This is a genomic window from Enterovibrio norvegicus FF-33, assembly GCF_000286835.2.
Lineage (GTDB): Bacteria > Pseudomonadota > Gammaproteobacteria > Enterobacterales > Vibrionaceae > Enterovibrio > Enterovibrio norvegicus_A.
In genome coordinates, this window is the sequence record NZ_AJYD02000038.1 from 1096987 (window position 1) to 1110841 (window position 13855).

16 protein-coding genes are annotated in these 13855 nt (G+C 46.6%); 6 read left to right on the top strand and 10 right to left on the bottom strand.

The genetic code is table 11. From position 1 onward, the window contains the following. Positions 1-18: 18 nt before the first annotated feature. The 8 genes from A1OO_RS13155 to A1OO_RS13190 form a co-directional block, all read right to left on the bottom strand. Complete coding sequence (locus tag A1OO_RS13155) at positions 19-900, bottom strand: lipase secretion chaperone (RefSeq protein ID WP_017003293.1); 882 nt, start codon at positions 898-900, stop codon at positions 19-21. Between the two features lie 111 nt (positions 901-1011). After that, positions 1012-1953, bottom strand: coding sequence for a lipase family alpha/beta hydrolase (locus A1OO_RS13160; RefSeq protein ID WP_035008534.1), 942 nt, complete (start codon positions 1951-1953; stop codon positions 1012-1014). Positions 1954-2189: 236 nt separating this feature from the next. Then, positions 2190-3254 (bottom strand): succinylglutamate desuccinylase/aspartoacylase family protein, encoded by a 1065-nt coding sequence (locus tag A1OO_RS13165; RefSeq protein ID WP_016960385.1) that lies wholly within the window; start codon positions 3252-3254, stop codon positions 2190-2192. After that, the gene (rimK, locus tag A1OO_RS13170; protein ID WP_016960386.1) at positions 3238-4146 is read right to left on the bottom strand and encodes a 30S ribosomal protein S6--L-glutamate ligase; all 909 of its coding nucleotides are present in this window, start codon (positions 4144-4146) and stop codon (positions 3238-3240) included. Before rimK ends, A1OO_RS13165 begins: the two co-directional genes overlap by 17 nt. Positions 4147-4150: 4 nt before the next feature. Beyond that, positions 4151-4576: an ATP-dependent zinc protease family protein gene (locus tag A1OO_RS13175; protein WP_198928382.1), complete on the bottom strand. Its 426-nt coding sequence runs from the start codon at positions 4574-4576 to the stop codon at positions 4151-4153. A 646-nt stretch (positions 4577-5222) separates the two neighbouring features. Further along, positions 5223-5714, bottom strand: coding sequence for a GNAT family N-acetyltransferase (locus A1OO_RS13180; RefSeq protein WP_017003295.1), 492 nt, complete (start codon positions 5712-5714; stop codon positions 5223-5225). Positions 5715-5741: 27 nt separating this feature from the next. Further along, positions 5742-6218: a GNAT family N-acetyltransferase gene (locus tag A1OO_RS13185; RefSeq protein ID WP_017003296.1), complete on the bottom strand. Its 477-nt coding sequence runs from the start codon at positions 6216-6218 to the stop codon at positions 5742-5744. Between the two features lie 386 nt (positions 6219-6604). After that, positions 6605-7465 (bottom strand): DMT family transporter, encoded by an 861-nt coding sequence (locus A1OO_RS13190; protein ID WP_017003297.1) that lies wholly within the window; start codon positions 7463-7465, stop codon positions 6605-6607. A 111-nt stretch (positions 7466-7576) separates the two neighbouring features. Here A1OO_RS13190 and A1OO_RS13195 point away from each other — a divergent pair, with 111 nt between their 5' ends. The 6 genes from A1OO_RS13195 (at position 7577) to A1OO_RS13220 (ending at position 11438) form a co-directional block, all read left to right on the top strand. After that, positions 7577-8059 (top strand): MarR family winged helix-turn-helix transcriptional regulator, encoded by a 483-nt coding sequence (locus A1OO_RS13195; RefSeq protein WP_017003298.1) that lies wholly within the window; start codon positions 7577-7579, stop codon positions 8057-8059. Between the two features lie 135 nt (positions 8060-8194). Next, positions 8195-8458, top strand: a complete 264-nt coding sequence (locus A1OO_RS13200; protein ID WP_016960394.1) for a hypothetical protein — start codon at positions 8195-8197, stop codon at positions 8456-8458. Between the two features lie 233 nt (positions 8459-8691). After that, entirely contained in the window at positions 8692-9108 is a 417-nt protein-coding gene (locus tag A1OO_RS13205; RefSeq protein WP_017003299.1) for a BLUF domain-containing protein, read from the top strand. Positions 9109-9455: 347 nt separating this feature from the next. After that, on the top strand, positions 9456-9797 hold the full coding sequence (locus A1OO_RS13210; protein ID WP_016960396.1) for a DUF1428 domain-containing protein: 342 nt from the start codon (positions 9456-9458) through the stop codon (positions 9795-9797). A 286-nt stretch (positions 9798-10083) separates the two neighbouring features. Beyond that, the gene (locus A1OO_RS13215) at positions 10084-10842 is read left to right on the top strand and encodes an SDR family oxidoreductase (RefSeq protein WP_017003300.1); all 759 of its coding nucleotides are present in this window, start codon (positions 10084-10086) and stop codon (positions 10840-10842) included. Positions 10843-11036: 194 nt separating this feature from the next. After that, positions 11037-11438 (top strand): hypothetical protein, encoded by a 402-nt coding sequence (locus tag A1OO_RS13220; RefSeq protein ID WP_017003301.1) that lies wholly within the window; start codon positions 11037-11039, stop codon positions 11436-11438. 45 nt (positions 11439-11483) lie between these two features. Here the strand turns inward: A1OO_RS13220 and A1OO_RS13225 are convergent, their stop codons facing one another. Further along, positions 11484-12365: a helix-turn-helix domain-containing protein gene (locus A1OO_RS13225; protein WP_016960399.1), complete on the bottom strand. Its 882-nt coding sequence runs from the start codon at positions 12363-12365 to the stop codon at positions 11484-11486. 12 nt (positions 12366-12377) lie between these two features. Continuing rightward, a complete protein-coding gene (gene xylB, locus A1OO_RS13230) occupies positions 12378-13853 on the bottom strand; it encodes a xylulokinase (RefSeq protein ID WP_016960400.1) in 1476 nt (491 codons plus the stop codon). Positions 13854-13855: the final 2 nt, after the last annotated feature.

A 13855-nucleotide genomic window follows, 5' to 3' on the forward strand; every position in this document is an offset into this window, starting at 1 on the left:
GAGTATCACAGTCTGAAACTAGATGGAATTAGAGGCATTGTTCTCTTCGCTATCGAGCGTTTGCAACGCTTTTACACGACGCTGGTCTTCGGGTGAAAAGTGCGTGTTTATTAAGGCAGTTAACGCGCTGTCTCGTTCAGCGTCAGAGCCAAATTCTTGATCTAGCATGTCACCGCGCTCGGTCAGATAACGTTGGAAGGTTTGGTGAAAGGCCGTTTCTTGCACATCGAGTTCATGAAGACGTTGTGCGGCATCGTCACCAACTAACGCACGGATTTTATCGATGTTCATCTCTCCATCTTGCTGAGAGAGGGTGTTTAAGTTGCTAATCAATGCGGCGTTCTGGTAACTCTCTTTCATATCCGGCGGTAATTGGTCGAGTTCAGATTGCCATTGCGCTTGGTAGCTCTCCTCATCAAGGCCCATTAGCTCAAGCTCAAGGCGTTTGATTGCCATTTCACTCGTTAAGTTTTGTTCGTAAAACAGGCGCTTTTGTTCTTCTTCGCTGAAATGCAGTGATTGAATAGATAGGCTCTGATAATGAACATGGAGCAAGTATTCTATACCTGATAATGATGTTGGTGCGGCGATCAGCGATAGCGATTGACGATACGCCTGATACTTATCGAACAATGCTTTTTGGCGTTCTCCGAAACTCATTGTTTCCGAAAAATGGCTATAGGCATCGTTCACTTGTACCAAGTCTTGTTCACCTAAGGTCGAGAGAAAATACTCAAACGTATCACGATCTGATGAGATGTCGACGTCAGTTCCAAGATGAGAGCGTATCTGCGCTTGGTCTTCATTTTCATCGTTTGCGTACAGGTAGACAAATGCAGCAAATACTAATCCCACCACAATGAGAAAGATGATTTTGTAAGACGTATATGTAATGCGCATTTGGGACTCCTTGTCATCCTAGATGTCAGCGTATGCTTCTGTGATCGTTGGTATTAGCAGGATGCGAACACTGATTTCTAAGTGTGTAGACGTCGACATTATTGTCTATGGCTACAAGCCTTGTCGCTTCAACCTGTTGGCGTGCTGGCGATAGACAGTGACAGGATCCGTTTCAAATAGGTGGTGAAGTCCGAAGAACTGGTTCACTTCATCAAGATGATTCATGCGATAGTTGCTTCGAATCACACGCCCTAAATGTGTTGCGCAGCGTCCTACAAGCCCATCGTTGGGTTCTGAAAAGAACAGCCCTGTGACAAATAGAACAGGGTCGGTGATATCGAAGATGTTGGTCGCAGTGCTCGTGCCTGACCAAGAGTAATAGTAAACACCATTTGATTCGCGGTAACGCCCTTCACCGCAGCGAGACGTAGGTATGCCTTCTGGGTATTTGGCATTGAATGCCAACGAGCCTTTGGTCGTCAAAGAATTCAGTGAAGCGAGTGGGTCTTGAGGTAAGTGACTGCCGCCCGATAAAACACTAATTAATCCAGACAATGCTTTGGCCGCGCCGACTGCAACTGCTTCCCCTGAAGAGCCTGGTGAGAAGGTTTTTCGTACGACATCAGCAAATTCTGATCCTTTATTCACGCCGCCAACACTGGTGACTGAAGCCACATATCGTGGTGCAACGGAAGCAACATATCGTGCTGTTGGACTACCGTGGCTGTGTCCGATTAGGTTGACCTTTTTTGCCCCTGTGACCGCAAGTACCCAGCGAACTTGCTGCAATAACTGCTCGCCGCGTTTTTCTGAGCTGTTCGTTGCTGAAACCTGTGCGACAAAGACTTTTGCGCCGCTGCGGGTTAACGCTTGTGGGATGGCATGGAAATAGTCAACGCCCGCTATCCGGTCGAAGCCAAACAGGCCATGAACAAGCACGATGGGGTATTTGGTTTGGGTATAGCCTGTGGCAGAAACCCCGCTCGTTGTTGATCCCGCAAACACGGAAAACGAGGCGGTGGCGAGTAGCAATGACAATATGAATCCTTTCACAATAATTACCTCTGGTCAGTCCTCTGATGTCGATTACATATTAACCATCGGTTAACCCTGCCAACTGTCTCAATAATAAGATGTTGACGAATTGTTAAATTCACTTGAGTGGAAATTGAGGAAAGATACGGGGTACAGAGTGGCGGGAATATAGATAAAAAGAACAAAAAAGAGTTGCAGATAGACTGCAACTCTATACAGATAAACGAAATGTCAGTAGCTACTTCGTCTGTGGCTTACTGAACGCCGATGCCGAACTTAATTTCATTGCTTGCATCATCAGTCACTTCATCCAAGTAGTTCTCTACCTGCTGCTCAACCATACGGTCTGGTTCTTCGAAGTAAGCAATGTGGAAGATTGCATCACCTTCATTGACCAGTGGCAGTGTTTGCTGACCGATAATAATGCCACCCAGTGGTGCAATTGTTTGTACTTCTTCGCTACCGACTGGGCTGCTGATTGATGCTAGCAACTGACCTTTACTGACACGCTGACCAAGAGACACGTGTGAGCGCAAAATGCCGTCTGACTCTGCACGAAGCCAACGCGTCGCGCGAGCAATAACAGGTTCAACTTTCGACTTGCGTGCACTCTTGCGGATCATCCCTAGGTGCTGCATCACGCGCTTAACGCCATTCACACCCGCAGTAATCGCATACGGTTCGAAACGTAGCGCTTCACCTGCTTCGTAGGTGATTACAGGAATGCCAATTTTCTCGGCTTCAGAACGCAAAGAACCCTCACGAAGCGCAGCATCGATAACCACAGGGGTGCCGAAAGCGATCGCCATTTCGTTGGTTTCTTCGTTGGACAAATTCGCACGGATTTGTGGCAAATTGGTACGGTAAATAGCCGCGGTATGCAGGTCCATAATATGGGTGCATCGGCGTACGATCTGTTCAAAGATCTGATATGCCATGCGTCCTGCAATCGAACCACGTTCTGAGCCTGGGAAACAGCGGTTGAGATCTCGGCGATCAGGGAGGTAACGTGATTTGTGAATAAAGCCGAAAACGTTAACGACAGGGATCGCAATAAGCGTGCCTTTCAGCGTCGCTGGATTAATGCGCTCTAGCGTCTGACGGACGACTTCAACACCATTCAATTCGTCGCCATGAATGGCGGCGTTAATCATTAGAACAGGGCCGGGCTTCTTTCCATGAATAACTTCCGCTGTCACTGACAGCGGCGAGTGTGTGTAAAGCTTGGCAACTTCAAATTCAACGCTAGCGCGTTCACCTGGCGGGATGGTGATCCCGCCAATTTCAAATGCGTTATTTTTATTATTGGCTTTTGACACGTGTCCTTGTCCTCGGAGCAGAGACTATTTTCTCTATATGTTCTATGACCAAAGAAGCTACGTCTTTTCCGGTAGCTGTTTCGATCCCTTCTAAACCTGGTGATGAGTTAACTTCCATTACCAGAGGTCCGCGCTCAGAGCGCAGCAAATCTACACCCGCAACGTGAAGGCCCATTGCCTTTGCCGCTGCAACTGCAGTTTTACGTTCTGTTGGCGTGATGCGTATCAGTGATGCGCTGCCGCCACGGTGGAGGTTAGAACGGAATTCGCCAGGCAGAGCTTGTCGCTTCATGGCTGCAATGACTTTGTCGCCAATCACGAAGCAGCGAATGTCCGCACCGCCCGCTTCCTTGATGTATTCCTGAACCATGATATTGGCTTTCAAGCCCATGAAAGCTTCGATAACGCTTTCTGCTGCTTTGCGTGTTTCTGCCAATACCACACCAATACCTTGCGTGCCTTCCAAAAGCTTGATCACAACTGGCGTGCCGCCAACCATGCTCAGAAGGTCTTTAATGTCACCCGGCTTGCTTGCAAACCCAGTGATCGGCATACCGATATTTTTACGCGACAACAACTGGAGTGAACGCAGTTTATCGCGCGAACGTGAAATGGCCACGGAATCGTTAACGGTGTAAATGCCCATCATTTCAAACTGACGTAATACAGCGCAGCCATAGAAAGTCACAGACGCACCGATGCGTGGAATGACAGCATCAAACCCGACCAAGTCTTCACCCTTCAGGTGAATTGATGGCTGGGTTGAGTTGATGTTCATGTAGCAACGCAAAGCATCAATGATTTTGTATTCGTGCCCACGTGCTTCACACGCTTCGATCAGGCGGCGAGTGGAGTATAGATTTTCGTTGCGAGATAGAATTCCAATTTTCATAAACTTAACCTTGTGGCGCTTCAACGATAAATGATGCTTCTGAATCAACCAGCAAGCGGCCTTCCATTGCGGTGCGTCCCAATAACATTCTAAATATCATGCTATCGCGTGCAGTCAATGTCATCTCAATCAGATAGCTCAAGTTTCCAATAATTAGCTGCGTTTCGATCACATAGCGGAGTGTCTCATGGCCGCCGGAGTCACGCACTGTTCGCATGTCTTTGACTTTTGCATGGCACTCTTCTTGAGTGATGTTGTCGTCTTGGATAGGATGAATCATAAACTTCACCCATTTTTCGCCATCTTTTTCGTATTCTTCGATGCCAAACGTATGCAGGCAAGACGTTCGCGCGCCGGTATCCACTTTTGCTTTAATTGCAGAGATGTTTAGCTCAGGCAGGCTCACCCATTCGCGCCAACCAACCAACATTTTTGAATCTGCCAATGTTTGGTTTGAGTTCTCGACGTGTGTTGGTCGAGTGGTGTTGTTGTTAGTCATCTCTGTCAATGCCCCGGATAAAAAATGTCGGAAAGATGGAGTGAGCGCGTCAGTCGTTGACACTACTCAAGTAAACGATAGTTGCTTTGCGAATATATTCCGCTCACATTTATAAGAACTGATTGAATAATCAACACTATCGTTACAGCTCCGGCGGCACAATTATCGCATCCACATTGACAGCACCGCACTAAGGAGGGCGCAACTTACAGCTTTGCTCTATAAGCGACAAGTCAATTTTTCATTTGTCACGATAAATTATATTCATCAAGGCTTGCGGCCTATCCTTTACGCGCTAAGCGTTGTGAGTCTTTGCGCTGCATTGCTACATTTGGCGAGAATTGTTTATCGTAAAAGAGATAGGAGATTGTCGTCATGCCTGACTAACTTCTAGATATAGGATTCAGATTCGCACATCTCGTGCAATGTGAGGAGAAAAGTCTAAGGATTGTGGCCCCTTTGAGGGGCTTTGACAACAATGCCTCTCTGAACAAACACCTTTAAGTCAGTTGAGTTCGTCGTGGGTGCTTGATGGTGTAACAGCATCGTTTAACGATAAGAGAAGGGCGATAACGTATTACGAGTACGCATAATGTATGGTTCTGCTAAAAGCCGACCTATTGTGCCACTCGCAAAGTATATCGACTAAGCCTTCTTCATTATCGTGTTGGCCGATTTCACGTTCGATAAAGCCATGTTTCTCCCAAAAGTAGCGAGCACCTTTATTGACTTCGAATGTATACAGCCGCAGATCCCCGCTGGCGGTTTCTTTAATTAAGTGAACTAAAGAAGAACCAATCCCTTGCCGCTGTGAACCTGGCGCAACATAGAGTTGAGTAATAAACGCTTCTTCTGCAGCAATCATGCCTAGCACGCGTCCGGTTCTGCGTTCAATGGCTAGATAAATCCGGTTCGTTGCCGCGAGAATTCGGTTTAAATAATAGCGATGTGCTTCTAGATTGTGCGCTTCAGGTTTTCCTATGGCTTTTTCTTTACTTGCTCGCCACATCATGATGGTTTGCTCGGTGTAACGCGGGTGGTAGTCAACAATTTCAATTCTATGGTTCATAGGCTCTTCTAAATCTATAACACTGGATTAGAGGGCTGGACTGAACTGCTGCAAAGCACGTGTGAAAAAAGCGCTATTAGGATCTTCGACGTATTCAGCAAACGGTGAGCAGTTTTCAAAACCAAAACGTTGATAAAGTCTCCGTGCGGGTTCAAATTCTGTTTCAGTGCCCGTTTCTAAACTTAGACGTGAGTATTGGCGTCTGCGTGACTCTTGAAGAATATGTGCGAGGAGGTTCGCAGCAACGCCACGACGAAGAAAGTTCTCTGATGTACGCATTGATTTGATTTCGCCATGTGAGGGGCTAATTTGCTTTAGCGCTCCGCAACCTGCCAACTCACCATCGACCCACGCACTCCAGAGCGTGACATCTGGGCTTTTCAGTCCATTCAAATCAAGTGCATGAACACTCTCTGCAGGGCTAATTTCGTGCATGCGATTGAGGTGCTGTTGGAGGAGTGCCTGAATTTCGTTACCACTGAGATCGTCTATGCGTATTTCCATGATCGCTTCCTCCATTAAGTAAAATCATCCTGCATTTAGCACTGTGTTTGGGCGCTGTTCAAGTTTGTGTTTTTGGAAGTAACCGAAGGTCATGCGCTATGTATGATTTATATCAGGCTGCATACGAAGGGAATGTTGATGTTATTCACTGATCTGTTATCCATCGATGGGGGATTGATTCAAGTTAAGGGAGGAGCGTTATGCATCAACATGAACTCAAATCCTCGACTTAGATCAAGTTTCTTTGGTGATGGAGTGCATCAGTGTTGCCATTATGTGTCGTCTGCTCATTAAACGAGAGCAAGAAAGGCCTTTCAAAGCCTCCTTATCCATACCTTTATTAAGTCGACATTGATTGAATAACGACGCATCGCAGTAAGCGTTTGTCACAACCCTTTGAGCGAAGCCTTTCTGACTGCTTTTTGCTTCATTCTTACCATCAGCAATAAACTCAACATTACGATTGAGATACCTAACCATTGATAGGGCCCTAAGACTTCGCCGACAAGGAAAATGCCAAGAGTCACTGCGGCTACAGGGTTGAGCATACTGATCATCGCCATTGAATCGGCACCAATCTTTTTGATTGAACGTGAAAATGCCCAATATGCGAAAGAGCTGTTTAGCAAACTTACCCAAAGCAAACCGGGCAGCTCATGCAGAGTCAGTGCTTTTGGCATGCCTTCGACCAAAAAGGCGATTGGCACCAACATCAATCCACCCAGCGTCAATTGCCACGCAGTGAGGCGAAAAATGTCAGTCACTGGCCAGTTTTTTAACCACAATGATGAACGTGCCACGAGTGCCGTCGCTGTCAATGCGGCTGCTGCGCCGATTGGGTCGATATCTGCACTGGGATTAAGGATAAGCACAACACCACCTAACCCAACTAAAGCCAGTACCAGCATTTTAAATTCTGGTTTTTTCCCTTCGACTAGCCACTGAACCAACATCAGTTGTAAAGGAAGTGTCGCGCCTAAGGTACCCGCGACGGAGCCAGGTAGGCGATACGCTGCGATAAAAAGGAGAGGAAAGAAAGCCGCAATGTTGAACACACTAAGCAGTGTCATTTTGCTCCAAGGCAAAGGGGGCCGACCGGGTTTTAGTATTAACAGCAAAAGGCCTGCGGGTAGTGCACGCCATACTGCCACCCAAAATGGCGATAAATCTGATAAGAAGAGACTCACCGCAGCGTAGGTGCTGCCCCACAGAATGGGAACAAGTGCTGCGAGTAAATAATTTGGCACGGTGAGCTCCTCATTGATATTTCGCTAAAAAGTATCTTTTGTAAAAGATAAAGTATTCGCTTTCGTGTTTTCGATCAAGTATCTTTTACAAAAGATACTTTTGGAGGCGTAATGAAAACGGATCACGTTGATACAATTTTGGCCCAGTGGAAGGCGCAAAGGCCGGATTTGGACTGTTCTCCTATGGGGGTCATTGGGCGCGTAGGTCGTGCGAAACAGTTAATGACCATTCGGGTTGATGGGGTGTTTAAGCAATTTGATCTGAGCAATATTGAATTTGATATTCTCGCCTCGTTACGTCGAGCGGGTGAAGCGGTCACCCCGACAGAACTTTATCAGACGTTGATGCTGTCATCTGGTGCGATGAGCACTCGCGTTGATGGGTTGGTGAAGCGTGGATTAGTTGAACGACAAGCAAGCGAAATAGACAGAAGAAGCTGCCTCGTGACGCTGACAACGGAAGGTTTGGTATTAATCGACAAAGTGGTGGAAGCGCATGTCGACAATGAACGAGAAATGCTGTCTTCGCTCGATGACAATGAACAAGCACAACTCGCAGCTTTGTTGAAAAAATGGCTAATGGCAAACGAATAACGGAGAGCTATCGGCCTTCAAGCCAGGTACGCGACAAAAATGGGAACACCGATAGTCTCACTTATAGTTCCAATATTTAGGATTTGTTGCGTCATAGTGGCTGTTCTGCATGCTTTGAATATGAGGTAAAACGCCATGGAATTGATCCCAGTCAGTGAATTGGTAAAGATGGATCTCCAATGGTTGCGTGGTGACGATGCACGCTTTAAAAGTGTGCTAAAAAGCCTCAAAAGCGGTGACAGTATAAAAGAGGCGATTCAACTGATTCGGTGTGCATGTGGAAAAACCTACATTCTTCAGGATGGTGGTCACCGTATCTCGGCGGCGTTTAAGCTGTTCCAGGATACAGGGCAAGATCTGCCTATTCCTGTGTCCATATTTCAATCGAATATTCCCTGAAACGTCTCACTAATATTTCATCTCTCCTTACTTTCTCTGCCCTTCTACTGTTCTACTCAGTGACGTGCCTAACGCCCAAAAATTCTCGCTGAACAAGCATCTTGAGGTTATTTGGCTATGCGTAATCTCGTTGCATAAGTGTGTTTATGTTTATCGTGTATAAACGACTATATTTATTAGACAACTAGAGTAAATGTCGTTACGGCGTGAAATTGTGCGTTTTCGGGGTATGAATGTTTCGGTTAATCTATGCGAGTGCTGCCACCATTGAGTTTAGTGAATCAAAGCTAATGCAGCTTCTAGGTAAAGCACGTACACACAACGCAGGAAACAACATCAGTGGGTTGCTACTTTATGCAAAAGGAAATTTCTTTCAGATCTTAGAGGGTGAGCAGCAAGCTGTTGAAAGGCTTTATTGTCAAATTCAGCAAGATGATCGTCATACCAGCGTAGTGGTGCTTGAGCGCAGTGAGATCACCAAACGTGTATTTCCAGATTGGTCCATGGGATTTAAAAATTTGGAGCATTTTGATAAGCAAGAACTGCGTGGGTACAACGATTTTCTCGATCGTAAACTGTCTGCGAAAGAGTTTGGCGAGATGGGCTCGGATATTATTTACATGATTGAGCAATTCAAAAGTGTTTGGTGACCGGGTGATGTTCTCTCTCGTTCTATATCTCTTCTTTTAGTCACGTTATTTCCTCATGCTTTTCTTTCGCAAAATGTTCTTCCGCAAAATCAATAACACATAAGAAACCTTATGCATTTCTCGATGATGAGTCAGCAACGGGGAGTGCAACAAGATTAATATTAAATCTCAAACTCGCTTCTTTTTATCCATGCTGCATACGTCAAAAAATGCGTAGGCATAGGTTGAAAAAAGGCTAAAAAACCTTAAAAAGTGTTAACCAAAAAACAACAAAGTCAGTGGCTTGATCATAACGCCGCATTTCGGGTTCCTATATCAGCAATCGCGAACGGCTGAGGAAATAGATCATGCTATATGTTGATGGCTTAGTTACCGCCTTACCCGTAACAAACAAAGAAACTTATCGACGCCTTGTGACTGACGCTATCCCGTTGATGCGTGCCTATGGTGCGATCAATGTAGTGCATTGCAGTGACCAAAACTCTGATGACTACCCTTCACAAAGTAGCAATCACAACGCCAAATCCGTCGTCCTGTTTTCGTGGATTATCTGGCCGTCACGACAAGTGCGTGATCAGGGTATGGAAAAAATGCTCTCCGATCCGCGCTTTGATGAAGTGATGAATCCGATTGCACTCGACGGTGAACGAATAGATTTGGATGCATCATTCAGTCCTAAACTTCACTGATACATACCCAACCCCATTGTCACTGAACAAGCATCTTTAGGCTACTTGGGTATATGTCTAGACCCTTCTCGCACTTTCAATAACTTGCGCTCATTCTTCGCGTCCTGTTTTGCTTGTCAGCGAATGAAGTGATACTCCTTTATGATTGAATAAACTCAGGCAACTTGTGCTGCCAGTGGACGGTATTTTAAGTCAATATCGTTGGCTAAAGGAAAAGGACGACGACTATGAGCGAATACATCATCAAAAAACAAGCCATTGATTCCCCCAATGCTGGTAAGAAGTGATGGGACAAAAGCATCAAGAAATTGCCCTCGTGACTGGGGCAAGTCGAGGCATTGGCGCGGCGACAGCGACGCGTCTTGCTGAACAAGGCTTTGTGGTTTGTGTGAATTACCATTCAAGAAAGGATGCAGCCGATGCTGTGGTTTCGTCCATTAAAGCCACAGGGGGCCATGCTTTTGCCGTTCAAGCAGACATATCGCAGGAAGAGGAAGTGATGGCACTGTTTGCTTGTATCGATACATTCGGTATACCGCTAACTCGATTGGTTAACAATGCGGGTATTTTGTTTACTCAAAGTAAGCTGGTGGACATGAATGCCGACCGCATTAACAAGGTATTGCTCGCCAATGTAACGGGGAGCTTTCTCTGTGCTCGCGAAGCCATCAAACGTATGGCGATATCATCCGGTGGCAAGGGTGGTGCGATAGTTAATGTGTCTTCTGGGGCCTCCCGCTCGGGTTCGCCAAACGAATACGTCGATTATGCCGCCAGTAAAGGTGCGGTGGATACATTGACTATTGGGCTGTCAAAGGAAGTGGCGGAAGAAGGTATTCGTGTTAACGGTGTGAGGCCGGGTCTAATCCATACTGATATTCATGCTGATGGCGGAGAGCCTGACCGTATTGCTCGCCTTACCCCGCGTATTCCTTTGCAGCGTGGTGGTAGCCCAGAAGAAGTTGCTGCTGCAATCTGCTTTTTATTGTCTAACGACGCGTCTTTCTCCACGGGTACCATTATTGATGTGACGGGAGGTGTTTAACACGCCCCGTTTGAACATAAACACTACTGGGTATCTTTGACAATATGGCACGTGTGGTGCGTTGACACGTTGGACTCTAAGTCATCGGGTATAGGTTTCGTTACACTATCCTGCTTCAAAAAATGGAATGCGGTATCAACAATCACTCCTATCTATGAAATAATCTTCAACCTACTAACAGGTTGATAAGTTTGATGTTGTTACTTATGCGCTCTTCCTTTTATGTCTCTGCTTTTTTTCTGTTCTTATTGTTTGTGCCGTCGGTGTTTTGCGCTGAAATTACAAACGGATCTGAGGCGGCTAGAGGCAAGCCTCTTTATGATCGGCAACAAGTGAACACGAGTGAATCTGTTTGCAGCAGTCACTTACGCACGATGCTTTTACAACAACAGATTACGTTCAGTGATAGTCAGAATTCAATGGAAATTCGACGATTCGCTGAGGAAAGCATTGATGTGGCGCGCGCTGTATTTGAGGAAAAACAGAGCTACTGCGCCGCCAGTTTGGCGCTGATCCAGTTTTTGGAAATCGATGCCCTTGAAAAGGCGTATGCACCAAAAACCGGTCAGATTCAAAGTTTTGATCATCGTCCTTGATACGCGACTAAGCCGTCTTTTTATTGGTCTTAGTGTCGAATCGGTCTAGAGATTTCGACTTGGAGATAGGTGTTTCTTGCGGTAAGCCAGCGGGCTTATCCCGTTAATACGACGAAATTGTCGACTGAAGTTCGCGAGATTGTGGAAACCGACCGTTTGGCTGATGTCGGCAATGGTGTTATTGGTATCACTCAGAAGCACACAGGCGCGTTGGATTCTGACGCGGTTGACGAAGTCAGTAAATCGATGTCCTGAGGATTGATGAAAGAAACGCGAGAAGTATGATTCTGTCATGCCCAATTTATCAGCAAGCGTTTTTAATCGAAGCGGATGCTGATAGTTTTGCATCACGTAGTCCACCACTTCATTGATTCGTGTTTGCAAGGTACCTGCATCTTTCACTTCTGATGCTGGCATATTCGAAAGCAAGCGCGTATTTCGATGGCTGAGATAATCAATAAACGAAAGAAAGTTCACCAAGCGTGTCACGCCTTCACTTTGTTTTACTTTAGTAAAATACTCCACGGCCGTATCAAAAGGGACATTTAAAAACTCAATCCCCATTTTAGCTTGCTCAAGTAATGGACCAAATTGGACGAGTTCAGGAAATGACTTTGCAGCGGTATAGAAAAGATCAGGTTTAAACAGGATCACCATGTCACGCAGTTCGTGCGTTTCCCCTGGCGCTAACTGGCTTTCCCAGTTATGAGGCAACCACGGCCCTACCAAGGTAAGTTGGCCTGGTGAGAAAGGACCCAAGTGGTTACCTATCATGGCCTTGCCATTGGTTTTTACGATGAGATGCAGTTCATATTGTTCGTGCACATGCCAGTGAATGCTGTGGTGCGGCACACCATGTTCTTTATAGAACACGGACTTATCTTCTATCTGTATAAATTCCCAAACCGGATCTTGAGCAACTGACATTAGGTGTAACCTCTACTTGCTTGTGTGACCATAGGTCGGCGACAGCGCTTGATACAAACGGTCAAAATGCACGTGCTTTTTCACATAGATATTGTGTCTGTCGGGATCGGGCAAAAAGATCGCTTCAACAGGCGGCGGAGTGCAGACTGATTCGATATCTTGTTGAGTGTGGCTCAAAATAGCGAGTCTAGCGGCGCCCATTGCTGGCCCGGTTTCAGCGCCTTGGTATTTGTGAATGGGGACGTTTAATACATCTGCTAGGATCTGAAGCCAGAACGCACTTTTCGCTCCGCCTCCAATGGCCCCAAGTGCTGTTAAAGAGAGATGACGACTGTTGAGTGCTAGCAAACAATCTCGAAAGCTGAATGCGATGCCTTCCAGAATGGCTTGTGTCATGTCACTGCGTTGGGTCTGCCCCGTAATACCTTCAAAACTGCCCGTTGCAAAAGGATTGTTATGCGGGGTACGCTCGCCTGTGAGATAGGGAAGAAAATAGACGGAGTCATGAATATTGTGCTGGCTTTCTGCTTCTTCTAACAATGTTGCAATGGGTGTTGACGTAATGGTGGAAAACCACTGAAGTGGACTGGCTCCATTAAGTAGGCAAGCCATATGGCACCATCGGTTTGGCAGCGCATGTGCGAAGGCATGAATGTAAGCATCTGGGTTGGCGAGGTGTTGCTCTTTGGCAACGAATATCTGACCAGATGTGCCGAGAGATAAAAAGGCATCGCCTTCGTTGATCGCCCCAATGCCAATACCGCCGGCTGACGCATCACCCGCGCCTCCTGCGACACAGACTTGCGTGGATAAGCCAAGTTGATTTGCGATGTCTTCTAGCAGTGTGCCGCTGTTTCCATTACCTTCAATCAGCGTTGGCATTTGCACTCGCGTCAGGTGACAAGCTTGCAAAATGTCATCATCCCAATCGCGCTTGGCTTCATCGAGCCATACCGTGCCGGCTGCATCACTCACATCGGTACAATACGTGCCGGTCAGTTTTAGACGGACATAATCTTTCGGCAGAATAACTTTGTGGATACGGCGAAAAACGTCAGGTTCATGTTCATGCAACCAAAGCAGCTTTGGCGCGGTAAAGCCAGGCATGGCCGGAACGCCTGCGGTGTGTCCTATGTTCGGGCACAAACGGTTGAGTGTTGCGCTCTCTTGGAAGGCGCGACCGTCATTCCATAAGATAGCAGGACGCAATGGTTGGCCTTGGTCATCAAGGCACACTGCACCGTGCATTTGGCCTGATAGCCCAATCGCTGCAACCTGACGCCATGCTGATTCATTCACGGCTTGTAGCGCTTTGAGCGAATTGACGGTGGCTTGCCACCATACATCTGGGTTTTGCTCGTTCCACAATGGCTGCGGCGAGTCGATCCCATAAGATTCTGAGTGGCTATCAAGTACATCACCGTGGCTGTCAACCAACAGCACTTTCACCGCTGACGTACCAATATCAATACCGAGATAGGTCGTCATAT